A 21,599-nucleotide genomic window follows, 5' to 3' on the forward strand; every position below is an offset into this window, starting at 1 on the left:
GAAGAACACTATTTACTTTTCCTCGAAAGCAGCAGGCCTGAATACAAAAATCTGGAGCACCAACAATTTCATCAAACACATCATAATTTTGTTGCATCTAAGCAAATATTCCGCATACGAAATCTCCCTCCAGCTCTGCGAATCCCCCGTACGATATTGAATAATGTACTTTGAGCCTTGCCTCAAACGCAAACCTTGATGATAGGATCCATTTCTCAAGGTGCTATCGAGTTCACTCCACAGCGGTGCAAATTCAGGCCGCCCTTCGATACACCGAGCACGCCCCGCCTTGTCCGTAGTCAGGTATTTTTTCAAATCCATACTAGAGAATTGATCAAATGGCCGACCACTCAATATATTATTGATACATGCAGGAAGAACAAGCCCGGACGACAGATGCTCAAAAGCAGTCCCGTAAAACATGCGAACCGCATCCAACCCACGCACCGAAGGCTGAAGCCTCTGATCAACAGGCAATCCATGAGCTGCGTAAACCCACGCCTGATTAAACTGATCATACCCGCGCAAGTAGTCCTTCAGCACGATCAGTTGACGCTCAAAGAAGTCGCTCGCCACATCAGTCATAAGACTAACGCGCATCCTTACGAATTGTTCCGCACTTAATTCAAATGCGCGATTGGCCGCAGCCGTGATCCCATAGACATCATCAGCCGCGCCCTTTCCTAGAATTGCCGAAGAAATCATTCCAACCGCATGCGCGACATTGCGGATCTCTATACCGCTAATTTTAGATAACTCTTCGAGCTTGGCCTTCGCAAGATCATCGCGACCACGCCTACGGAGTTCAACTGCCTTAATCGCCGCCGAGATCCCTTCTCGTATACCACGAGACATGCCAATCTCGTCAATTATATCCCTGTGCCTGGGACCATCCTTCTCCGCCAATTTCGCAACATCGTTAAGCGAATGCATCCAAGCAAAAACGCGATCTTTATGCAGCTCTTCTTCTGGAACCAGAAAAGACGGATCAAGATTAGTGATCGTCCCTTCTTCATCAGTCCACCCTGCATTCTCCAACTTGGCACTCGTTATTCGTGGCCCCGAAATACTCCCAAACCCTGGAATTTCGATTGACTCGCGATCAACAAAATCGATTTCCAGTTCAATAAACGCTTCCTCACCACACCCCTGACACTCAAATGCATGACGCTGCCTTGCATTAATCCCTATAGAGACTCTTAAAGTATTTGCATGCCCACAAAGGGAGCACTTCGACAGAAATCGCTTTATCATTTCAAAATATCGCCAACCCAACCATCAACGCACACATTCCGATAGCGCATCAATAACAGAGACAACCCCCGCTCAAACAATGAGCGGAGATCACGACACGCACAATAAATGCCCGTCAAATTTTCTCTAAATTGTGTTGAGCACGCGGATTTTCATCACCAGTCACAAGAACTGAATATTTACCATCCGAACCCATCACATTACGCGCTGCCGTTTTTGCCCTATCTAAAATCTGGGTCTTCGCCTCATCCGATATGCGACTATACTCCGCCGTCGGCAATCGATATGAAACACCATCTATTTTCACGCTACGGGTAAATCCCTGACCCTTCATTTCATCATGCAGATCAGTGTATTTCTCAGAATCATGCTTGACACCATGAAGTTCCACACGCACGGTATAATTCATATAGCCCCCAGTGATTATTTTTTCTTCTTTTTATCCGCAGGCGCTCCCTTACGTTGCGCAAGATCTGATGCAGCAACTTCCTTTTGCTTCTTCGTCGATTTCGAGTCACGCAGCATTTTTGCGGCGTCCGATGCAGCCTTTTTCCCCGTAGCCATGATCGCCCCTTGATCGGATTAGTTTGCCTACCTGCAGCAGGCACAATGATCCTATGGCGAAACCTGTCCTTTTTCAACACTCAAGGTCGTAGCGAAGCCCCATTGGCCGCCGGGATGCTGGCGGCACGGGGACACTTTGCGCGCGAAGTTCCAGTGGCAGGGGCGGCTTACGAAGCTATGGACCGAGCAGTGTCTCCAGCGTTATCTCCAAGATTTTGGGTGTGTTGGAGATAGACTTGGAGATAGATAAAGCCTTACCCGACAAGGCTGACGAGCGAAAACGCGCAACTATCTCCAACTCTCCAAAAATATTTGGCTTTCCGGCGGCAAGGCAGGGTGCATACACCGGATCGTCGACCTGCCGAAGCCTACGCTCGAACGCGTGTTGGTATTTCCGTTGGTATCTACAGTTAGAGTTCGTCGGGAGGCCCTGTACAGCCGAAAGATATGAATTCTGTCGGGGGACCAGAGAACCTCCCAAGTTTCACCAGCTTCGCCACAGGAACCCCATCGCGCTTGCGCGTACGGCTTTTGTTGCAAGCCGCGACCATCGATCAGCGACCACCAGCGGAAACAACGCTCGATTCAGGGCTGTTCCGGTGGCTTCGTAAAACACCGCCTTCAGCCCTCGAGACATCGGCACATGGCGCTTACCGACCTCAAGGTAGCCAGACGCCAGCCTTCTGCCGGCAACCATATCGCCAATCGTTTGACGCACTGCAACAGTATGGAGTACACTACGTGTCGCGGGGTGGAGCAGTCTGGCAGCTCGTCGGGCTCATAACCCGAAGGTCATAGGTTCAAATCCTATCCCCGCAACCAATACCGAAGCCCGCTCTGCGAAAGCAAGCGGGCTTTTTCTTCGCCGTAGCTGCCGTACAGGAAATCAACCGCACCAGAACGGCACAAATTCCTTGCTGAACATCGCGCCATAGCGACTGCAGTCGGAGGAATCGCTCCTGTTCGGAGGGATCCCGGACGATCAGAATGTGGCTACCTGCGGCATCAGGCTCGCATCCGCACCGGTCACGGTAAACGTCCCCTTCGCCGACGACCCAGAAGGCTCCGCCATCAAGCTACCGTCACCCGACCGGTTCGCAGCGACAACGATCTGACTCGCCGCACACCCATTCGCCAACAGCGACACCGCCGTACCGGCGATCGACGAGAACGTATTCCCCGTCACACTGAACGAGCACACATTCCCGTACGCCCGGAAACCGGCATACCCGGAACCGGACACACTGTTGCCCGTCACCGCGACGTTCGTCACCGTGCCCGTCCACGTATCCAGTTCGATCGCCGCCTGCTGCGTCGGCTGCAGCCCGTTGTTCACGTTCGAATTCTGGATGTTGGTCACGACGTTGCCGGAAATCACGACGTTCGACGCACCGTACGTGTTCCAGCTGTCCTCCTGCGCCACCAGGATGCCCGCCGCCTTCTGCACGCCGTCGACCGTGTTGTTCGAGATCGTCACGGCCTGCCCGCCAACCACCGCAATGCCGCGCCCCCACGGGTTGCCGGACACCGCGTTATGGTCGATCAGCACGTTGCTGGTGATGCGGCCGTCGCCGAGATAGCTGACCACGGCGATCAGGTCGTCGCCGGTGTCCGTCACCGTATTGTTCTGCACGAGCACGTTGGCCGACCCGTAGGTCGCATGGATGCCGTCGGCCAGCGTCGCGTGGACGGTATTGCCGACGATCGCGACGCTTTTGCCGCCGAACACGAAGATCCCCGCGCTCGCGCCGCCGTCGATCGTTACGTGCAACACCTGGACACCCGCGCCCGTCACCTCGACCTTGGTCGAGGCCGGCGTCGTGAGCCGCGTCGTGCCGGTGCCGGCCAGCGTCACGCCCACCAGCATCGAACCGGTGCCGCTCATCACGATCGTCTGGTCCGCCGGATTCGTCGCGGCCAGCGTCGCGCCGTATCCGGAAATCACGGCTTGTGGCACGCTCACCGTGAGCGAATGCCCGACGACGTAACGCCCCGGCGCGATGACGAGGCGCTGGCCGGCCTTCAGGCTGTCGAATGCGTTCTGCAGCGCGTCAGCCTGATCGCTGCCGTCGGCAGCCGGATAGACGGTCACGTCGGCAACGAGCACGGGATTTGCACCCTGCGTGGGCAAGCGTGCCGCGCCTGGCGTCGTACCGGCCGGACTGGACGCCGGCGCGGGGCTGGCGGGGTTTGTCGACGAGGGCGGGGTACCGGATGCCGCGCTGGCAGGTTCGGCGGGCGATGCTGGCGAAACGGGTGTGCCCGCAACGGTCTGCACCGCCGGCGCCGCATTGTCGCCACCCCCGCCGCACGCGGCAAGGCCAAGGCAAAACGCGGCGAGCATCGCCCGATCGACTGTACGCATAGGATTTCTGACGAGCCCGAGATGGCGCCATCGTATGTATGCGCGGCCCCTTTGTAAATGAGACCTTCGTCCCCCCCGCCACACTGTATGTCCCGTGCACAAGCCGTTGGCGATCCTCGCCGATTCATCGCCGTGACATGCGACATGCGATCGCACTTCGTCCAATCGCCGCAGACACGCACCGCGCATTGCGTAGAATCCCGAACCTTCGCCCGTACTCGGACTCGACCATGATTCGAACCCTCGCGGCGCTGGCCGTACTTTCCGCCCTGACCTGCACGGCGAACGCCACCGATACCGGCACGGTGCCTGCAAAACCGCGCTACGTCAGCCCGGGCATCGCCAACGTCACGGCCGCAGCCGCACCGCGCCAGGAAACCGCATCCTCCGATACCCGCTGCCGGGAACTGGCCACGGGCATCGACGCGGTAACGCACTCGCCCGACCGCGGCCAGAAGGTCGTGCGCGGGATGGGCCCGGACGGCAAGCCGCGCAACGAACTGCGCGCCTATGACAAACGGGCCGACCTGGAAGCCGAGCACCAGCGCCTCGGCTGCCCGTAACGCACACGAGCACCCGCCGCCGCCCGGCCAACTCACGCCGGGCACCGGCCTTTACGCGTTCGCACCGCCGTCGATCGTCAGTCCGGTCCCGTTGATCGACCGCCCTTCCGGCCCGACGACGAACGCCACGAGCGCCGCGACGTCATCCGCCTTGCCGTACTGCGGAATCGCCATCCGCGAGCGCTGCGCGCCCGCATGTTCGCCATCGGCGGGATTCATGTCGGTATCCGTCGAACCCGGATGCACGATGTTGACCGTGATGCCGCGCGAGCCAAGGTCACGCGCAAGCCCTTGCGTCCAGCCGATCAGCGCGGCCTTGCTCGCCGCATAGAGGCTGATCCCCGCGTCGGGCACGCGCGTCGCGAGGCAACTGCCGGTCGACACGATGCGCCCGCCCTCCCCGAGATGCCGCGCCGCCGCCTGCGACGCGACGATCACCGCGCGCACGTTCACGTTCAGCGTCGCGTCGATATCGTCGAGCGTGAGGTCGCCCAGCGCGCCCGCGCGGAAAATACCGGCGTTGTTGACGAGAATGTCCAGCCCGCCAAACGTCTCCGCTGCACGGTCGACCGCGTTGCGCACGGCCACCGGATCGGCGCTGTCGGCCTGGATCGCAACGGCGCGACGGCCCAGCGCCTCGATGCTCGCGACAACGGCCTGTGCCCGCTCGGCCGATTTTTCATAAGTGATCGCGACGTCCGCGCCGTCGGCCGCCAGCCGTTTCGCGATCGCCGCCCCGATGCCGCGGCTGCCGCCCGTGATGAGTGCACGCTTGCCCTGAAGTCGGTTCATGTCGGTTCCTTTCCTAATTTATGTAACGACCGACACAGAATGTGGCAAGTTGCGCCGCACAGTCAATTGATTTATTTTATCGATTGATACAGATATCACCGACAGGACGGACGCAATGGCTGAACGGGGCCGACCAAGAAGCTTCGACAAGGAAGCGGCGCTGGATCGAGCGATGCAGGTGTTCTGGCGTCTCGGCTACGAGGGTGCGTCGATGACGGACCTGACGGCCGCGATGGGCATTGCGTCGCCGAGCCTGTATGCGGCGTTCGGCAGCAAGGAAACGTTGTTCCGGCAGGCGCTCGAGCACTACGGCGCAACGGAGGGGCGGGAAATCTGGGATGGCGTCGAACAGGCAGGCAGCGCGCACGACGCCATGCAGAACTACCTGATGAATACGGCGCGCGTGTTCACGCGGCGCTCGAAGCCGGCCGGCTGCCTGGTCGTGCTGTCGGCGCTGCATCCGGCCGAGCGCTCCGATACGGTCCGGCAAACGCTGATCGCGATGCGCGCAGGCGCGGTCGAGGCGCTGCGGGAACGCCTGCAGCAAGGCGTCGCGACCGGTGAGATCCCGGTACACGCGAACCTCGATGCAATTGCCCGCTACTACGTGACGGTTCAGCAGGGCATGTCGATCCAGGCGCGCGACGGCGCGAGCCGCCGCGATCTGGAGGACGTCGCACAGGCCGCGCTGGCCGCATGGCCGGTGCTCGTCGGGACGGGCCACGCGGTCGGCACGTAATACGGCAGGCCGCCGCCGCGCCGGCAGGCGTTACTGCTTCGCCGCGTGCTGCACGTCCTTCGACGCATGCCACACGCGATAGCGCACCTCGAAGCCGTCCGGCACGTAGACGACGAGCGGCAGGCGGCTGTTGTACCGCAGCAGTTGGCCATCGCCGCGTACCTGCACGAATCGCTGCTGCGGCGCCTGGCCCGGGCACGCCATCAACGTCGACGCCGGACCCTTCACGTCGGCGAGCCGGTAATACGTGTAGCCCCAACCCTTCACGTCCTCGGCGCTCAGCTCACCGCCGAACCACTGCTGGTTGCAGTCGGTCTGCAGCGTCTTGCCGATCATCAGCTCGACGCGTGCATCGCCCTCGTTCTCGAGCGCGGGCAGCGCGATCACGACGCGCTGCTGGCCGGCCGCTGCCTGCGGAAACATCTTGATCGACTCGGCCGGTACGGCCGGCGCGGATGCTGGCCCGGCCACGCACGCGGCGGCAGTCGTCACGCAGAAGGCGGCCAGTGCGGCCCGGATCGCGAATTTCATCGATGTGCTCCTGAAAAACAAATGAGCCTCGGATGCTAACACTTTCGTATCCGGACCTTACTAAGCCGTAATTTACAGACACAATTGCAAACAGCCTCCAATCCCCTTGCGCGGTACTTATAAGGGAACCCACGGAGAACATCATGCTGAAGCTCATTGCTGCCGCCGGCGTCGCCACCCTGCTGGCCGGCTGCGTCGTCGCCCCGGACGCCGGATACGGCTACGGGCAGCCCTACTATTCCGATCCCGGCTACGCATACGCCCCGTCCCCCGTGTACGGTACGGTGAACATCTGGGGCGGTGGCGGCGGACGCGACTGGGATCGCGGCCGGCGCGACTACCATCGCTGGGACGGCAACCGCGGCGGCGGCTGGGGGCACGGCGGCGGACGTCGCGGCGACTGGAACGAAGGGGGCGGCGGCGGACGCGGTCGCGGCGACGGCGGTGGCGGCCATCGCCACTAAGGTGCAATTGCAACCGTTTGTATCCGCACACGGCCCGCCGACGACCGGCGGCACACGCCATCAACGAACCAGCCGCGCAAAAGACAAAGGCCCTCGCATGATGCGAGGGCCTTTCGTCGTCCGGTGCGGCGAAGCGAACGTTCGCGGGTGCCGGCCGCCCGGCATCGCACCCGCTCGCGCGTCCGTCCGGTCCGCTTACCAGCCGGCCGGCTGCGCGTAGCCGCCCTGCACCGGCGCACCGCACACGTACGCACGCTGGTAGCGGTCGTAGCAATAGTTCGGGCCGTCGTCCTGGTACTGCGCCTGCTGATACGTCGGATACGCAGGCTGCTGGTACGCAGGCGCCTGGTAGTACGTCGGCGGCTGATAGGCCGGTGCCTGGTACGCAGGCGCCTGATACGCGACGGGCGGATTCATCGCGGACGTCACGATCGCGCCCAGCACCGCGCCGCCGATCAATGCGCCGATGACGGCACCCCCGTCGCGGCCATGCGCGGACGCCGGGCCCGCCACGGCGAGCGAACCGGCGAGGACACACACTGCGGCAATCTTTTTCATGATGGACTCCCACGCGAAGTGGTACTGGATGCGATGCATTGTGGCGGTACGCGGCCGTAATAGATGCAGCAAGTGGTAACGCGCGATTACCGGTGTCACGCGCACCGAAACGCGGCGTGGCCGTGCTACGATTTTCGGCATACAGGAGACGCCTTCATGCAGCCCGAAACCGCCCGCCGTTTCGATACCGAATTCGCCCCGCGCATCGCGCAGGCGATCGCCGCGTTCTTCGCCGAGCACGTGCAGACCGATGTCGTCCCGTACGGCGGGCACGGGCACCCGACGCGCGTGCAGATCCGCAGCGCGCAGCACGAGCACGTGAGCGGCTTCGTGCATCCACTGAATCTCGAGCTGACCTGGGACACCGACGAAATCGAGCGGCTGATGGAACCGGACGGCCCGCAGCGCTTCGAGCACTACCTGGCCGCGCTGCCGAAGAAGCTCGGCGCGTGGCAGGGCGCGCGCGACATCGATCTCGCGTCGCGCACGCAGGCCGACCCGCTCGTGCGGCTCGGCGGCCTCGACTTCGAAGGCTGAGTGCGCGCGCGGGCCGGCAGCCGCGCGGGTCGGCGGCGCGTCACGCGGCCCGGTGATACACTCGACCGGTCCCGCTCCGGTGCCGCCGCGCCGGCCGGGCCGTTCATCGCCGCCTCCACCCTTGTCCATGGTTGCGCACGCAACCGGCAACCGGGCGCGCGGACAACCACGCTTTCGCTCCCGTCATGAACGCCGATACCGGCTTGCCGCTTCCGCAACGCTATTGGGCGATCGTCTGCGTCGCCCTGGGCATCACACTCGCCGTGCTCGACGGCGCCATCGCAAACGTCGCACTGCCGACCATCGCACGCGACCTGCACGCATCCGACGCCGCGTCGATCTGGATCGTCAACGCGTACCAGCTCGCGGTCACGATCACGCTGCTGCCGCTCGCGTCGCTCGGCGAGCGCATCGGCTATCGCCGCATCTACATCGCCGGGCTCGCGCTGTTCACCGCGGCCTCGCTCGGCTGCGCGCTCGCCGGCTCGCTGCCGATGCTGGCCGTGATGCGCGTGATCCAGGGGTTCGGCGCGGCCGGCATCATGAGCGTCAACGCGGCGCTCGTGCGGATGATCTACCCGTCGTCGATGCTCGGGCGCGGGCTGTCGATCAATGCGATGGTGGTCGCACTGTCGTCGGCGATCGGGCCGACGGTCGCCTCCGCGATCCTGTCGTTCGCGTCGTGGCCGTGGCTGTTCGCGGTCAACGTGCCGATCGGCATCGCCGCGGTGCTCGGCAGCCTGCGCGCGCTGCCGGCCAACCCGCTGCACGACGCGCCGTACGACTTCCCGAGCGCGCTGATGAACGCTTGCGTGTTCGGCCTGCTGATCACGGCCGTCGACGGGCTCGGCCACGGCGAAGGTCACGCGTACGTCGTGGCCGAGCTGGCCGTCGCGTTCGTCGTCGGCTACTTCTTCGTGAAGCGCCAGTTGTCGCAGCCGGCGCCGCTGCTGCCGGTCGACCTGATGCGCATCCCGATGTTCGCGCTGTCGATCTACACGTCGATGGCGTCGTTCACGTCGCAGATGCTCGCGTTCGTCGCGCTGCCGTTCTGGCTGCAGAACTCGCTCGGCTTCTCGCAGGTCGAGACGGGTCTCTACATGACGCCGTGGCCGCTCGTGATCGTGTTCGCGGCACCGCTCGCGGGCGTGCTGTCGGACCGCTATTCGGCCGGCATTCTCGGTGGGGTCGGGCTCGCGCTGTTCGCGGCCGGCCTGCTGTCGCTCGCGACGATCGGTGCGCACCCGGGCACCGTCGACATCGTCTGGCGGATGGCGCTGTGCGGTGCGGGCTTCGGGCTGTTCCAGTCGCCGAACAATCGCGCGATGCTGTCGTCGGCACCGCGCGAGCGCAGCGGCGGCGCGGGCGGCATGCTGAGCACCGCGCGCCTGTCGGGCCAGACGCTCGGCGCCGCGCTGGTCGCATTGATTTTCGGGCTTGCGCCCGATCGCGGGCCGACGATCGCGCTCTATGTCGCGACGGTTTTCGCGGCGGTAGCCGCAGTCGTCAGCATGCTGCGCATCGCGTCGCCCAGCCCGGACACGGCGAGCTGATACAGTCGCGCGCCGCGCCCGCGATACGCGTCACGCGGCATCGAGCGCGCCCATCACGAAGCGCACGCGCGCCTTCACGCTCACGCACGGCAGCTCGATCAGCCGATAGCCGTACGACGTGTAGCAATCGACCATCGCGTCATGGGTCCGCACGGCTTCCGCGAAATCCTGCCGGCGCTCGGTGTCCTGCGCATAGATGTCGGGCCACGGCGGCGCGATGAACACGCGCCGGTGATAGCGGAAACGCCGGGCCGCAGCTTCCGCATGCGCGGGTACCGCCAGCCCGGTCAGCCGCAGGTAGCCAACCACGTCGGGCACGCCGCGATCGAAGAACACGGGCCCGCGCGCCTGCCGCGCGAGATGGTACGAACGCATCTCCCAGCTCAGCATCAGCTCGGCGAACGCGGCCGGGTCGCGCCACGGCAGCGCGCGGCCGTCGACGGCCATCTGGTCGCGGATCACGCCACGCCCGGCCTCCTGCGAGCGCGCGAAACCGGCGCGCTCCAGCGCATCGAGCAACGTGCTCTTGCCCGAACCCGGGCCGCCCGTCACAACGAAGAAACGGCCCGTGGCATCGTCGGCTGCGTCGTCCTCGACACCGGCGCCCTGCTCGACCTCACGCATGCGCAACCCGCCGGCCTGCGCGCCGCGTGACCGACGCAGTCGCCGCGACGCTGCGCAAGTCGGCGACGAACGTATCGCGCCAGACCGACAGGTCGTTCTCGCGTAGCCGCGCGAGGTTCTCCTCGTGACGCGCCTGCCGCTCCGCGAGCGGCATCGACAGCGCGCGTTCGAGCGCCTCGGCCATCTGCGACAGGTCGTACGGATTGACGAGCAGCGCACCGGTCAGCTCGGCTGCCGCGCCCGCGAACTCCGACAGCACGAGCACGCCCGGATCGGCCGAATCCTGCGACGCGACATATTCCTTCGCGACAAGATTCATCCCGTCGCGCAGCGGCGTCACGTAGCCGACCTGCGACATCCGGAAGAACGCCATCAGCAGGTTGCGCTCGTACTTGCGGTTCAGGTACTGGATCGGCGTCCAGTCGAGCTGCGAGAAGCGTCCGTTGATACGGCCGGCCTCGCCTTCGAGCGTTTCGCGGATGTTCTGATAGGTCTGCACATCGGAGCGCGTCGGCGGCGCGATCTGCAACAGCGACACGCGCCCCTGCCAGCCCGGCGCATTCGCGAGCATCCGTTCGAACGACTGGAAGCGCTCGACGAGCCCCTTCGAATAGTCGAGGCGGTCGACGCTCATCACCAGCTTGCGGCCGTCGAGCGCCTGGCGCAGCATCTTCACCGGCTTGCGCGTGCCGTACTGGACGGCCGCCTGCGCGATCGCGTCGGGATGCACGCCGATCGGATAGGCGGCGACCTTCACGACGCGACCGTGCGCATGCAGCATCCCGTCGTCGCTCGCCGCGCCGATTCCGCGCCGCTCGATGTAGTCGGTGAATGCCTGCTTGTCGCTCTCGGTCTGGAACCCCGCGACGTCGTACGCGCACATGAACTTCACGAGTTCCTCGTGCGGCGGCACGAGGCGCAGCATGTCGGGCGACGGAAACGGGATGTGCAGGAAGAAGCCGATCGGGTTCTTCACGCCGAGCTCGCGCAGGTAATGCGCGAACGGCAACAGGTGGTAGTCGTGCACCCAGATCAGATCGTCAGGCCGCAGCAGCGCCGCGAGCTGCCTGGCGAGCATCGCGTTCACGCGCAGATAACCCGCGTACTCCTGACGGTCGAAGCGTGCGAGATCGCCGCGGTAATGGAATACCGGCCACAACGTCGCATTCGAGAACCCGCGGTAGTACTGATCGTAGTCGCGCCGGGTCAGCCCGACCGTCGCGTAGGTCACGTTGCCGTCCCGCTGGATCGCGGGTTCGGCGTCCGGCGCCCCGACGATCTCGCCGTTCCAGCCGAACCAGACGCCGCCCGTTTCCTTCAGCGCGTCCATCACACCAACGGCCAGGCCACCCGCGCTCGGGCGCGTGTCCTCGCCGGCGGCGACACGGTTCGATACCACGATCAATCTGCTCATGCGGCTTCCCCTCCTCGATTCGATTGGCTGGCGCGCGACGCACGCCCATGCTGACGCGACGGCCCGAAGGCGGCCGCGCGGCGATTCAGTTCCGAGAAATGCAATGAAATACGGCAGTGGAATGCGGCGACGACAAAATCAGGCGTCCTGCTCCTGGCCGAGGTCGCGTTGATAGTCGAGCCCTTCCGGGCGGGCACCGCCCTGGTTGTGATCGCCGTCCGACGGCGTCTCGTCGGGTGCGCCGGCGGGCGGCGCCGACGGCGCGTCGGTCTGCGGACGCGGGCGGTCGGACTCCGCTTCAGGCGGCCGGTGTGACAACCGTTTCGAACGACGCATGGCTGGGTGTCTCATATTCGGTGCGGCTCGAAGCCGTCGCAGAAACATTCCATAACTAAACAGTCTAGGTCGGTTCCTTGCGCGCCGAGGTAACAATTACCTTCAATTTGTAACGTTTCGACCCCTCGTCAATCATCTATTCGACAATAGCGCCGCGCGTACGCGCGCGCACGCCGGCCGGTGATTTGTCAAAGCTTTGCAGTTTTCCTATGACAATTGCGAAACAATGACACGGCATCGGGGCGTGCATGCGTCGCCGCTCACCCAGACAGGACTTGCACTCAGGGATGAACATTCGTTTCGAATCGCCGCGCCGGGCCATGTCGGCGCGCATCGTGCTGGCCGCAATCGCCACGGCCGCACTGCTGTCCGGCTGCAATTCGCTGTACAGCGAAGGCGCGACAGCCGGCGCCGGTATCGCGGGCGCCGCGATCGCTTCCAAGGTCACCAACAACGCGGCCGTCGCGACGGGCATCGGCCTCGGCGCCGTCGCCGGCGCACGGGCAGGCGTCCAGTACACGCAGCGCGTTGCGCACCGCTACACGCAGGAACAGATCGCGAAGGCGGCCGGTCCGCTCGACGTGGGCGGCGTTGCGCCGTGGTCGACGCACCACTCGTTCCCGATCGAGGACGACGAGCAGGGCCGCGTGACGGTCAGCCGGATGATCAGCGTCGGCCCGCTCGACTGCAAGGAAATCGTGTTCGCGGTCGACACGCCCGCGAAGGCCGACAAGGCCGCGCAATCGGCGTTCTACGTCGCCACGATCTGCCGCGACGGTCCCGCGTGGAAATGGGCATCGGCAGAACCCGCGACCGAACGCTGGGGCGCGCTGCAATGAGCGTCGCGATCCGTATCGCGGCGATCGGCGCGCTGTGCGCGGCCACCGCCGCGCTGTCGGGCTGCGGGTCGGTCGGCGCGGCGAGCGGCGCACTGGCCGGCGCGGCGACGGGCCTCGTTACCGCGAATCCGGCGGTCGGCATCGGCGTCGGGATTGCCGTGCAGGCCGCGACCGACGAAGCCGTCAACCGCACGATGAAGCAGCTCCATCAGAACCAGCAGGACGCGATCGCGAAGGTGGTCGGCAGCCTGGCCGTCGGCGAAGTGAAGCCGTGGAAGGTGAAGAACACGCTGCCGCTGGAAAACGGCGAAGGCGAAGTGCGCGTCGCGCGCGCCTACTCGACGGCGCTCGCGCTGTGCAAGGAGTTCGCGTTCTCTGTGAAGGACGGCGACAAGGCCGACTGGTATTTCGCGAATGCGTGCCAGCAAGGCACGCACTGGAAGTGGGCGTCGGCGGAACCGGCGGTCGACCGGTGGGGGAATTTGCAGTAGTGGCGCGATGCGCGGCGCATCGTACGCGGCGCCCTGGCGGGTCATGCTGCCCCTGATCCTCGCGGACAACTCATTCATCGCCAGGAGCGCAGGCCAGCCATCGCGCTCCTGACGGCGGCCCAGGTCAATCGAGGGGTACGCAACGTTCCGGTCCGGGCAATCAGATCGATGCGCCTGTCCGTTGATTGAACGCAGCCCGCATGACATCCGGGCCGATCATTTCCATTCGGCTCAGCTCGGCCAGGACCGCCGCAAGGATCCCGTCGACATCGGGATCCACCGCTCTCATCTGCGTCAACAACGCAGGCCTGAAAGCTTCATCTTCATCGATTCCCGACTCCCCCGTCTGACGCCTCGCACGATACAGCACGCCGACCCAATATCGAGTGCGCTCGATGGCGCTCCATCCCGCATAAGTGTTCGGGAACCTCGCTTTTTCGATCGCTTGCCGAACGACGGTCTCAGGCTCGGCCAGAAACGGCATGAAGAACATCTGCTCGTCGACTGCAAGCCTCGACGACGTCACCGGATCGTACGCGGCATAGGTTTCATGGCGAACGTCGGTATCGACCTCGAGTCGATTGCCCATCTGCACCCGGATCCCGTCTTGCAGAACGATCTGCCGCTCCAGCGGGAATCGTGCTTCGCGCTCACCGCGTGACAGCAGGCGCCCCAGCTCCGGCGAAAACTCGACTTCATGCTGGCGGCCGATTTTCGCGTCGGCGTACCAAACGATCACCGTTGTCGACTCGGCATTCTCGAACGCCTTCAGAAAGACGGCCTCGGGGATCAACGCTGCCAGTGGTGACGGCAGCGCGGTGTACGGCAACCTGTCACGCCTTAACATCGCAACTGCTCCCAAGCAAGTTGCCCGGAGGCAGCCACTATACGCGTGCGCGAAGCTGCGCCACCCGTTCCTTGATCTTCGCGGACAGCGCATCGTCCGGGTCGTAGGTCAGGCACCGCTCCAGATCGGCGATCGCAGCCTTGACGTCGCCCAGCGTCTCGTATGCCCTTGCACGGTTGAAATAGACGAAAGGCTGATCGGGATTGAGCTTCAGCGCCTTGTCGAAATACTCCAGCGACTTCTGGTAGCCGCCGCCTTCGAGGAAAATCGTCGCGAGCGTGCAGTACGCCGACGGGTCCGTGTATCCCAGCTCGATGGCGCGATTCAGATCGTTCAACGCGAGATCCGTCTTCTTGATCATCGCGAAAGTCGTACCGCGATCGGCATACGTCGCCGCATCTTCCGGCGCAATTTTCAGGATGTCGCCGTACAGCCCAAGCGCGTCCTCGATGCGCCCCTGCGACACAAACCCGCGCGCCCGCATGCGAATCGGTGAAAAATCGGGATTCTTATCGGTCATTCAATTCAGCTCCAAAAACTTCGCACTTCATTATCCGCTTCGCCGTCCGGAAACCGCCACGGCTCAGCCAACCGATTTCTCGACGAGATCTTTGAGGTAACTCTCAAGCACACTGAACCGGACAATCGACGCGTTTCGCCTGGTTGGATGCGGACCCGCCGCAGCTTTCACGGCTTCCGGGATATCTGCCCTCAACCACAGCTCGGGAATCTGCAACCGCGCGTACGATTCACCATCAATGTCCTCCAGGACCATGTGGCCGCGCCATGGATATTCGTTGAACACGCCGGACACCTGATGCACGAAGAGTAGGGCCCGCTCCCCGATCTGGAGTGGTACGTTCCCCCACGTCGCAGGTCCGCTGTAAAACTCGAACTCCGTCCCGAGACGATCGGGTGTGATGCCCCTTCCACAGGAATAGATCTGCTCGATTCTTGCGCGCAAAACGTGCGGACTCGGCGAACCGAGAACGGACACGAACACCAGGTCGTGCATTCCGGCAGCGACTGAATAGAGGCTCTCTGACACATTCATAAGATTTAATTCCCGGGCGTCCAAGGCGTGCCGACTTTCTCGAGCTCCGGCATGTAGTTCTGCAATTTCCCTGTCCCTTCGGGAATGGGAATGCCGAGGCGACCTGGAAACGTTGCACAGTTATAGTTGTTTTCCGGCCATTCGCCAGACTTGGGGGGCCACTGATACCGAATGTCATCCATCGGCCCACGCGCAACCAGTTCCTCATGCGCCGCCAGTATCGATTCGTACTGCTCTTGCGTGACCGGTATCTTTTGCTCGTACACAGTCTGTAGCGCTCCGCCACCACCACGAGCGGCCATCGGGTTTTTCGCGATTGCGATGAATGCGTCTTGATCCGGGGTAAGCATCCCGGGGTAGCTGCCCGATCCCTTCAGATTAGCAAACACTTCCGCCGCGCTCGCATCTCCCGTTGCCGGGCCAAAGCCCCATATCGTCTTGCCTCCGTCCAACGAGTACCCGACGTGGCCAGTGTACTGATACGGATGCATCCCGCCTTCGACGTCGGACACCCGTCCGCCACCACGCACCCCGAACAACGAAATCGTCGGCTGCTCCGTCGCGCCCGCAGCACCTTCGGTAGCCTCCAGCGCCGACAGTTCGCCAGCCACGGAGCCCGCTCCCCTCGCCCCGCCGATGAACCCCGCGCCCTTCGCCGCCCCGAACCCGCCCAGCAAGCTTCCTCCAAGCATCGACCACTTCTGTCCGTCGGAACCCTCGCCGAAAATCTTCCCACCCAGCCACCCGCCGACTTCGCCGCCGAGAAAGCCGCCGGCCGCGCCGAGAATCGCCAGCGCCGGCCCCGCGAGGACGGCCGCGGCGGCAATGCCCACGGCGGCCATCGTCCAGTTGACCCACGCCGGGATCTCGGGATTGAACTCCCCGACCGCCGGGCCACCGATGAACACGTTCGGCGATCCGTCGTTGATCAACGCGCCGCACATCATCCGGTCTTCCTTGCGGCTCGCCGGCTGGCTGTTGATGTAGACCGTCGACGAACCCTGCGCGACCACCTGCGGCGGTCCCGCATGGTCGCTGCACAGACCCAGGCTCAGGATGGCCCGCATCGCCGCGCGACTGTTGATGAAGACGTTGGGTGAGCCCTTTATCAGGCTTCCCGTGACATGCCGGGGCGCCCACGACATCGTGCCCAGCACTTCGCCGAGTCCGCCGCCCGCGGCAGCGCCCGCCGCGACTGCGGCAATCACCGTCAACGCGGCGCCGCCCGTTGCGACCACCGCCACGGCCCCGATCACCGCGCCGGCGATCAGCCCGGCGATCATCCATCCCTTGGACGCCGTATGCGCGATCGGATCGCCGAACCGCGCAGCAGCAAGCAATGTATCCACGCGCCCCCCTTCAGCCCGCGTTCGCAACCGCGCTCAGATACGCACGCACGGCCTCGACGTTCTGCATGCCGACCATGCCCTTCACCGCCGTCACCTTGCCAAGCCGTTCGCCCAGCGGCGCGTGCTCGCGCGGATCCACGTTCCAGAGCGCAAATTGGCGGCCGTCCGATGCCCGCCAGCCCTGCCGCCCGTCCGGGGCCGGCTGCAACGCCAGCGGTTCGCCGCCCGGGCCGAAGAATGCGGTGTCGTCGAACATTTCCGTGACGTCGTGCCGATACAGCTCGGCCATGCCGGTGAGCACGTACAACGTCGCGCTCGGCTCATGCAGCACGAAGACGATGCCCGCCGCGTCCTGGCCGAGCGCGGTCGGCACGAAGGCCGCCCGGTCGGGCCGGGCCAGCACGACGCTCGCGAGCAGGCTCTTGTACTCCTTGCTCTTGTCCTCGGTAAACGACTTCGGGCAAGTGCCGATGAAACTGATCGCCATGCGCTCGCGCCCCGCCTTTGGCGACATCACCACCGTCTGGCGCTGATGCAGCGGCGAACCCTCCGACACCCACTGATAGTCGATTTCGCGCGCGGTCTCGCCGTCGATTTCGCGGTTCTCCAGCTGCTTCAGTTCGAAACGCGGAAGCGACTTGCGCATCTCCGCTACGAGCCGCGTCACGAACGTGTCGACCGTGTCGTCCTGCTCCATCGGCGCACGCGAAACCACGAAGGTGAATCCGCTGCTACCCGCCTCATCGACCGTGAACAGGTGAATCGTCTTGTCTTTGAAGTGCGCCGGCAACTGAATGACGGCATCGTTCATCTGATATTCGGGCATGCTCTTCTCGGTTCGGCCTGCCCGTCGGGGCAGGCGCCGGATTGAAACTGTTCGCCGGCTGCACGGGCGCAGCCGGCGCATCCATCAGGCGGCAGTTATTGCACGCCGGCCGTGACGAGACGCTTGTGAATGGCTTCGATGCGGCCCAGCTGCGGCGAGCCTTTCGGCGTCTGCTGCAGCTCGTCGCCGAGGACTTTCGCGTACGCGAGGCCGTTATCGTTCTTCACCGACGGATCGGCGCCGTGCGCGAGCAGGTAATCGACGACGTCCCACTGCCGCAGGCGCGTCGCTTCGTAGAGTGCGGTTTCCTTCATCGAATCCCGCAGATTGACGTTCGCCTTGTGCTCGACCAGCACGCTCATTTGCGGCAACAGCGTGTCCTTGCAGGTGGCGAACAGCAGCGGCGTATCGCCGTCATACCTGAGATCCGCACTCATGCCGCCGGCCAGCAACGCTTTCAGCAGGTTGGGCGTGTCGGCCCGCGCGGCCAGATACGCGACGTTCGCGCCGTTCTCGCCGAACGGCTGTTCGGGCTTGGCGCCGTCGCGGACGAGTTCGCTGACGATCTGCAGGCGCACGTTCGCGGCATCCGTCTTCACCGGCACGGCTTCCTGCACCGCGAACGACAACAGGCTGGCCTTCTTGTTGCCGAGCGTAGCGAGATCGGTATGCGTCGCGAGCGCCTTGACCTGCTCGAGGTTCCCGTCGCGAATGGCACGCGCCAGCTCGAGTTGCGGTCCCGCGAAAAAGTCTTCGGGCGGGTAACGTTTGAAGTCTGCCATTTTTGTTTCCTGTGCTTGAGTCGGCCACCAGAACGGCGACGACAAACCGATGACCGCGACAACCGCGCCCGCGGCGATGACCTTGCTGTATTTCATCAATGTCCCTGAAGTTGGCTCAGCAGCGACGATTGCTGCTCGGCGACGGTCGTATTCAGCCCGCTCGTCACCTGTCCCATCATGTGCCGCTGGACGGTCGTCACGCTGGTGCCGGGAATGGTGATCTGCTCGCCGACGGCCTTCGGCATCAATTGCGACGTCACGTCGCTGATCGGCCCCAGCGTACCTTCCTGCACACCCGTCAGGATGTCACCGTCGACGCGATAGTTCGTGATGGCCGACGACCGCGGCGTTGCGCCGTACAGCGGCAGCGTCTCGGCATTGAGACCCGCCGCGTTGAAAGTCGTCGCACCGGCGCCGCTGGCCTGCGATGCGGCCGAGGCCAGCCCGCCGCCGAGCGAATGACCGGTGAAGTCGAGGCCAGCCGCATTTCCGGAGCCGTAAACCTTCTTGCCGAGCGTCACCGCACGATCGTAGTACGGGGAATTGTCTCCCAGCCCCTGGTTGAGGTTGTTCGACCAGTCCTCCTTGACCTTGGGCTGCGTTCCCTTGAAGGCCAGCGTCGGCTTCATGCTGTCGCCGAACACCGCGGGATCGGGCGCATAGACCTGCGATCCGAAATTGCTGCCGGGAATCTGGAGGTCCTGCGGCCTCAGGCCAAATTTCTTCAGAGCTTCCGGATCGTTCGACACGTTCTTCCAGCCCGGCGGCGCGGTGCCCGGCGTGTACACCGCCTCCGCGAGCTTGGCCAGTTGCTGCGCCTTGACCGTCGCCTGAAGCTTGCGTGCCGCTGCCTGCACCTTCGGATCGGCCGATGCGAGACCCGCCGCGATGATCGCTTGCTGATTGGCCCACTCGATCGCCATCGCCTGCTCGGGCGTCACGAACAGCCCCTGGTTCAGGTGGATCACCGGGCCGTCGAGAAAGATGCCGCTCTGGTTGATCAGGATGCTCGATGCGCCGTGGGACAGCTTGATGCTGTCCGGCTTCAGCGTCACGACGCTCGCGCCCACGCGATGCTCGATCTCGTCGGTCGCCTGATAGCTCTGCTTGCCCGGCCCGGCATCGCCGGCCAGCGCCTGCACGCCGACGCTGTTGGCCGTGGTGAAGCGCGCTTTCGCGATCTTTTCCGACAGGTTGCCTTCCGCGACATGCTTGCTCTCGTCGCCTTTCAGCACCGACACGTTCCGCGCACCGGATTCGACCGTGTGCGACTCGCTGTCCTTGACGATCGTTTTCATGTCCTTCTGCGCATGCAGAAAAACTTCCTGCGAGCCGTTCACGTCCGAGAAGCGCAGTTCGTTGAAGCCGTCGCCCTTGTGCGTCTGGCTACGCATCCCCATCGTCTGGCCGCCACTGCCGTGATACGGGTTGCCCGAATCGCCGTTGAACACGCGCCCGACGACGATGGGGTTGTCCGGATCGCCCTGGTTGAACGAGACGAGCACCTCCTGGCCGATCCGCGGAATCGCCGATCCGCCCCAGCCCTTGCCGGCCCAAGGTTGCGACACGCGCACCCACATCGAGTCCGAACCGTCGAGCTTGCCGCGCCGGTCCCACATGAAATGCAGCTTGATCCGGCTGCCGTCGGTGTGAATTTCCTCGCCCTTCGGCCCGACCACGATCGCGGACTGCGTGCCCTGCATGTGCGGCTTGGGCGTACGCCGCTCCGGCCTGAACGGGATATCGATCGGCAGGCACGTGAACGTGTTGTGATACGGCAGTTTCGACGTCTGCTGGGTATAGTCGTTCGCCACCTGATGTCGAACGCGAAGGATCACGAAGTCCTTGTTGTTGTAGGTGGACGTGCCGTGATTGACCAGCGTGAATCGCCCGTTCGTCGTCATGCCGTGCGCATGCCCCGCGCCATTGAAACGATGTGCGAGCGCCTCTTCCGCTTCCATCGCATAGCACGCGTAACGTTGCCCGTCGTCGCCGTGGTCATACAGCGAATGGAACTGGTAACGCTCCGTCGTCTGGATGTTCGGGTGCTTCAGGTTGACCGTCGGTACCTCGACATGCATCAGCTGCGAGGACGGCTGGTTATAGTTGAAATCCCGGTACGTGATCTTGCCGACCCGGAAACTGAACGCCTCGTCCCATCGATCGATGCCGTTCTGCTCGCTGGCGGCGCTGTTGGCTTCGTACGGAATGGTCTTCAGGTTCGGAATCGGCTGAAACACCGCGTTGGTGTCGCCGATCACGAGAACGTGCTTGTCCTGTTCGTAGCGAAGCGTCCAGATCAGCCCTTCCTGCTCCATCAGGCGCGAGCAGAAACTGTAGTACGACTCGTCGTACATGACGATGTATTCGAGCTTCGGACGCTCGCCCTGCATCGCGAACTCGAAATCCGCAAAACCCATCTCGCGGAAAATGTCGGCCAGGATGTCCTGCGGCGTCTGATTCTGGAAGATCCGGCAATCGGTCGAGCGCGTCAGAAACCAGAACCACGGCACGATCGACATTTCGTAACGGGTCACCGAGCCCGATTTGCCGACCCGGCCGAACGACGCGACGTAACCGTCGAAATATCGCTTCGTCTCGGTATCCGCCGCCGACGTCACGACGCGCGTCAGACTGAAATTGCGGCTCTGCGGCTCGAGCGTGATCTTGACCCGCTGCCCGACAATTTCCTGGGGTTCGATATTGTTGCGATGGGAAAGCAGGTCGAGATGCGTTTCGGTCAGCTGATTGACGTGTTCGTCGATGACCGCCGCGCTGACCAGCAGCACGTCCGGACCGAGCGGCGTTTCGATCGTGATGAAGCGATTGTCCTGGGTCAGACGCGGAAGCCCGCCCGTCAGGCTGTTGATGGCTTCGGCAATCGACTCCGGCGCCTTGCCCATCAACGACAAGCCGGTCTGCGCCAGTTGCACCGCGCTCGCGGCCCCGCCAAGCAGCCCCGCACCGGGCATGCCGGTCAGCGCCCCCAGTTGTCCCGCCATTCCGGCAATCGAACCCAGGTTGCCCAAGCCGCCGGCCAAGGCCGCACCGCCCCCTCCCGTCCCTTCGGGGTTTCCGTTTGCTGCGAAACTCATCATTAACCTCGTTCTTTTTGTC

General features: G+C 63.8%; 24 protein-coding genes and 1 tRNA gene. 8 read left to right on the forward strand and 17 right to left on the reverse strand.

Annotated elements, in window-relative coordinates; genetic code table 11:
• Positions 1-12: 12 nt before the first annotated feature.
• The 3 genes from AC5LXK_RS12740 to AC5LXK_RS12750 all read right to left on the reverse strand — a co-directional run bounded on the left by AC5LXK_RS12740 (position 13) and on the right by AC5LXK_RS12750 (position 1,818).
• Positions 13-1,254: a hypothetical protein gene (locus tag AC5LXK_RS12740; protein ID WP_493389136.1), complete on the reverse strand. Its 1,242-nt coding sequence runs from the start codon at positions 1,252-1,254 to the stop codon at positions 13-15.
• Positions 1,255-1,369: 115 nt separating this feature from the next.
• Positions 1,370-1,663, reverse strand: coding sequence for a hypothetical protein (locus AC5LXK_RS12745; protein WP_493389137.1), 294 nt, complete (start codon positions 1,661-1,663; stop codon positions 1,370-1,372).
• 14 nt (positions 1,664-1,677) lie between these two features.
• Complete coding sequence (locus AC5LXK_RS12750) at positions 1,678-1,818, reverse strand: hypothetical protein (RefSeq protein ID WP_172411440.1); 141 nt, start codon at positions 1,816-1,818, stop codon at positions 1,678-1,680.
• A 745-nt stretch (positions 1,819-2,563) separates the two neighbouring features.
• On the opposite strand from AC5LXK_RS12750, the gene AC5LXK_RS12755 reads away from it, so the two are divergent.
• Positions 2,564-2,640 (forward strand) — tRNA-Met (locus tag AC5LXK_RS12755).
• A gap of 160 nt (positions 2,641-2,800) precedes the next feature.
• Here the strand turns inward: AC5LXK_RS12755 and AC5LXK_RS12760 are convergent.
• Complete coding sequence (locus tag AC5LXK_RS12760) at positions 2,801-3,949, reverse strand: right-handed parallel beta-helix repeat-containing protein (RefSeq protein ID WP_493389138.1); 1,149 nt, start codon at positions 3,947-3,949, stop codon at positions 2,801-2,803.
• Between the two features lie 464 nt (positions 3,950-4,413).
• Here AC5LXK_RS12760 and AC5LXK_RS12765 point away from each other — a divergent pair, with 464 nt between their 5' ends.
• Positions 4,414-4,746, forward strand: a complete 333-nt coding sequence (locus AC5LXK_RS12765) for a hypothetical protein (protein ID WP_493389139.1) — start codon at positions 4,414-4,416, stop codon at positions 4,744-4,746.
• Positions 4,747-4,797: 51 nt separating this feature from the next.
• Here the strand turns inward: AC5LXK_RS12765 and AC5LXK_RS12770 are convergent, their stop codons facing one another.
• Positions 4,798-5,538, reverse strand: a complete 741-nt coding sequence (locus tag AC5LXK_RS12770; protein WP_493389140.1) for an SDR family NAD(P)-dependent oxidoreductase — start codon at positions 5,536-5,538, stop codon at positions 4,798-4,800.
• A 115-nt stretch (positions 5,539-5,653) separates the two neighbouring features.
• On the opposite strand from AC5LXK_RS12770, the gene AC5LXK_RS12775 reads away from it, so the two are divergent.
• Entirely contained in the window at positions 5,654-6,277 is a 624-nt protein-coding gene (locus AC5LXK_RS12775; RefSeq protein ID WP_493389141.1) for a TetR/AcrR family transcriptional regulator, read from the forward strand.
• A 30-nt stretch (positions 6,278-6,307) separates the two neighbouring features.
• Here the strand turns inward: AC5LXK_RS12775 and eco are convergent, their stop codons facing one another.
• The gene (gene eco, locus AC5LXK_RS12780; protein ID WP_493389142.1) at positions 6,308-6,808 is read right to left on the reverse strand and encodes a serine protease inhibitor ecotin; all 501 of its coding nucleotides are present in this window, start codon (positions 6,806-6,808) and stop codon (positions 6,308-6,310) included.
• Positions 6,809-6,951: 143 nt separating this feature from the next.
• Between eco and AC5LXK_RS12785 the strand changes: the two genes are divergently transcribed.
• On the forward strand, positions 6,952-7,272 hold the full coding sequence (locus AC5LXK_RS12785) for a hypothetical protein (protein ID WP_493389143.1): 321 nt from the start codon (positions 6,952-6,954) through the stop codon (positions 7,270-7,272).
• A 195-nt stretch (positions 7,273-7,467) separates the two neighbouring features.
• Here AC5LXK_RS12785 and AC5LXK_RS12790 read toward each other — a convergent pair whose 3' ends face one another.
• The gene (locus AC5LXK_RS12790) at positions 7,468-7,869 is read right to left on the reverse strand and encodes a hypothetical protein (protein ID WP_059499108.1); all 402 of its coding nucleotides are present in this window, start codon (positions 7,867-7,869) and stop codon (positions 7,468-7,470) included.
• A 117-nt stretch (positions 7,870-7,986) separates the two neighbouring features.
• Between AC5LXK_RS12790 and AC5LXK_RS12795 the strand changes: the two genes are divergently transcribed.
• Entirely contained in the window at positions 7,987-8,367 is a 381-nt protein-coding gene (locus tag AC5LXK_RS12795) for a DUF5594 family protein (RefSeq protein ID WP_493389144.1), read from the forward strand.
• 185 nt (positions 8,368-8,552) lie between these two features.
• Positions 8,553-9,920 (forward strand): MFS transporter, encoded by a 1,368-nt coding sequence (locus AC5LXK_RS12800; protein ID WP_493389145.1) that lies wholly within the window; start codon positions 8,553-8,555, stop codon positions 9,918-9,920.
• A 30-nt stretch (positions 9,921-9,950) separates the two neighbouring features.
• Here AC5LXK_RS12800 and AC5LXK_RS12805 read toward each other — a convergent pair whose 3' ends face one another.
• The 3 genes from AC5LXK_RS12805 to AC5LXK_RS12815 form a co-directional block, all read right to left on the reverse strand.
• Positions 9,951-10,544, reverse strand: a complete 594-nt coding sequence (locus AC5LXK_RS12805) for an AAA family ATPase (protein WP_493389146.1) — start codon at positions 10,542-10,544, stop codon at positions 9,951-9,953.
• Positions 10,537-11,958 (reverse strand): alpha,alpha-trehalose-phosphate synthase (UDP-forming), encoded by a 1,422-nt coding sequence (otsA, locus tag AC5LXK_RS12810; protein ID WP_493389147.1) that lies wholly within the window; start codon positions 11,956-11,958, stop codon positions 10,537-10,539. The genes AC5LXK_RS12805 and otsA overlap by 8 nt, the downstream gene beginning before the upstream one ends.
• 138 nt (positions 11,959-12,096) lie before the next feature.
• Complete coding sequence (locus AC5LXK_RS12815; protein WP_493389148.1) at positions 12,097-12,294, reverse strand: hypothetical protein; 198 nt, start codon at positions 12,292-12,294, stop codon at positions 12,097-12,099.
• Between the two features lie 287 nt (positions 12,295-12,581).
• Here AC5LXK_RS12815 and AC5LXK_RS12820 point away from each other — a divergent pair, with 287 nt between their 5' ends.
• Together AC5LXK_RS12820 and AC5LXK_RS12825 are read left to right on the forward strand one after the other, a co-directional pair.
• Entirely contained in the window at positions 12,582-13,133 is a 552-nt protein-coding gene (locus AC5LXK_RS12820; protein ID WP_493389149.1) for a hypothetical protein, read from the forward strand.
• Positions 13,130-13,624 carry a hypothetical protein gene (locus AC5LXK_RS12825; RefSeq protein WP_493389150.1) on the forward strand — a complete coding sequence of 165 codons (495 nt, stop codon included), beginning with the start codon at positions 13,130-13,132 and terminating at the stop codon, positions 13,622-13,624. Before AC5LXK_RS12820 ends, AC5LXK_RS12825 begins: the two co-directional genes overlap by 4 nt.
• Before the next feature lie 160 nt (positions 13,625-13,784).
• On the opposite strand, the gene AC5LXK_RS12830 is transcribed toward AC5LXK_RS12825, so the two are convergent.
• The 7 genes from AC5LXK_RS12830 to AC5LXK_RS12860 all read right to left on the reverse strand — a co-directional run bounded on the left by AC5LXK_RS12830 (position 13,785) and on the right by AC5LXK_RS12860 (position 21,577).
• Positions 13,785-14,453, reverse strand: coding sequence for a hypothetical protein (locus tag AC5LXK_RS12830; protein WP_493389151.1), 669 nt, complete (start codon positions 14,451-14,453; stop codon positions 13,785-13,787).
• A 55-nt stretch (positions 14,454-14,508) separates the two neighbouring features.
• Complete coding sequence (locus AC5LXK_RS12835; protein ID WP_493389152.1) at positions 14,509-14,991, reverse strand: tetratricopeptide repeat protein; 483 nt, start codon at positions 14,989-14,991, stop codon at positions 14,509-14,511.
• A 63-nt stretch (positions 14,992-15,054) separates the two neighbouring features.
• Positions 15,055-15,486 (reverse strand): hypothetical protein, encoded by a 432-nt coding sequence (locus tag AC5LXK_RS12840; RefSeq protein ID WP_493389153.1) that lies wholly within the window; start codon positions 15,484-15,486, stop codon positions 15,055-15,057.
• 44 nt (positions 15,487-15,530) lie between these two features.
• On the reverse strand, positions 15,531-16,874 hold the full coding sequence (locus tag AC5LXK_RS12845; protein ID WP_493389154.1) for a PAAR domain-containing protein: 1,344 nt from the start codon (positions 16,872-16,874) through the stop codon (positions 15,531-15,533).
• Between the two features lie 10 nt (positions 16,875-16,884).
• Positions 16,885-17,781, reverse strand: coding sequence for a DcrB-related protein (locus AC5LXK_RS12850; protein ID WP_493389155.1), 897 nt, complete (start codon positions 17,779-17,781; stop codon positions 16,885-16,887).
• A gap of 14 nt (positions 17,782-17,795) precedes the next feature.
• Positions 17,796-18,482 carry an ankyrin repeat domain-containing protein gene (locus AC5LXK_RS12855; protein ID WP_493389156.1) on the reverse strand — a complete coding sequence of 229 codons (687 nt, stop codon included), beginning with the start codon at positions 18,480-18,482 and terminating at the stop codon, positions 17,796-17,798.
• 95 nt (positions 18,483-18,577) lie between these two features.
• Positions 18,578-21,577, reverse strand: coding sequence for a type VI secretion system Vgr family protein (locus AC5LXK_RS12860; RefSeq protein WP_493389157.1), 3,000 nt, complete (start codon positions 21,575-21,577; stop codon positions 18,578-18,580).
• Between the last annotated feature and the right edge of the window lie 22 nt (positions 21,578-21,599).

The organism is Burkholderia pulmonis (assembly GCF_984667975.1).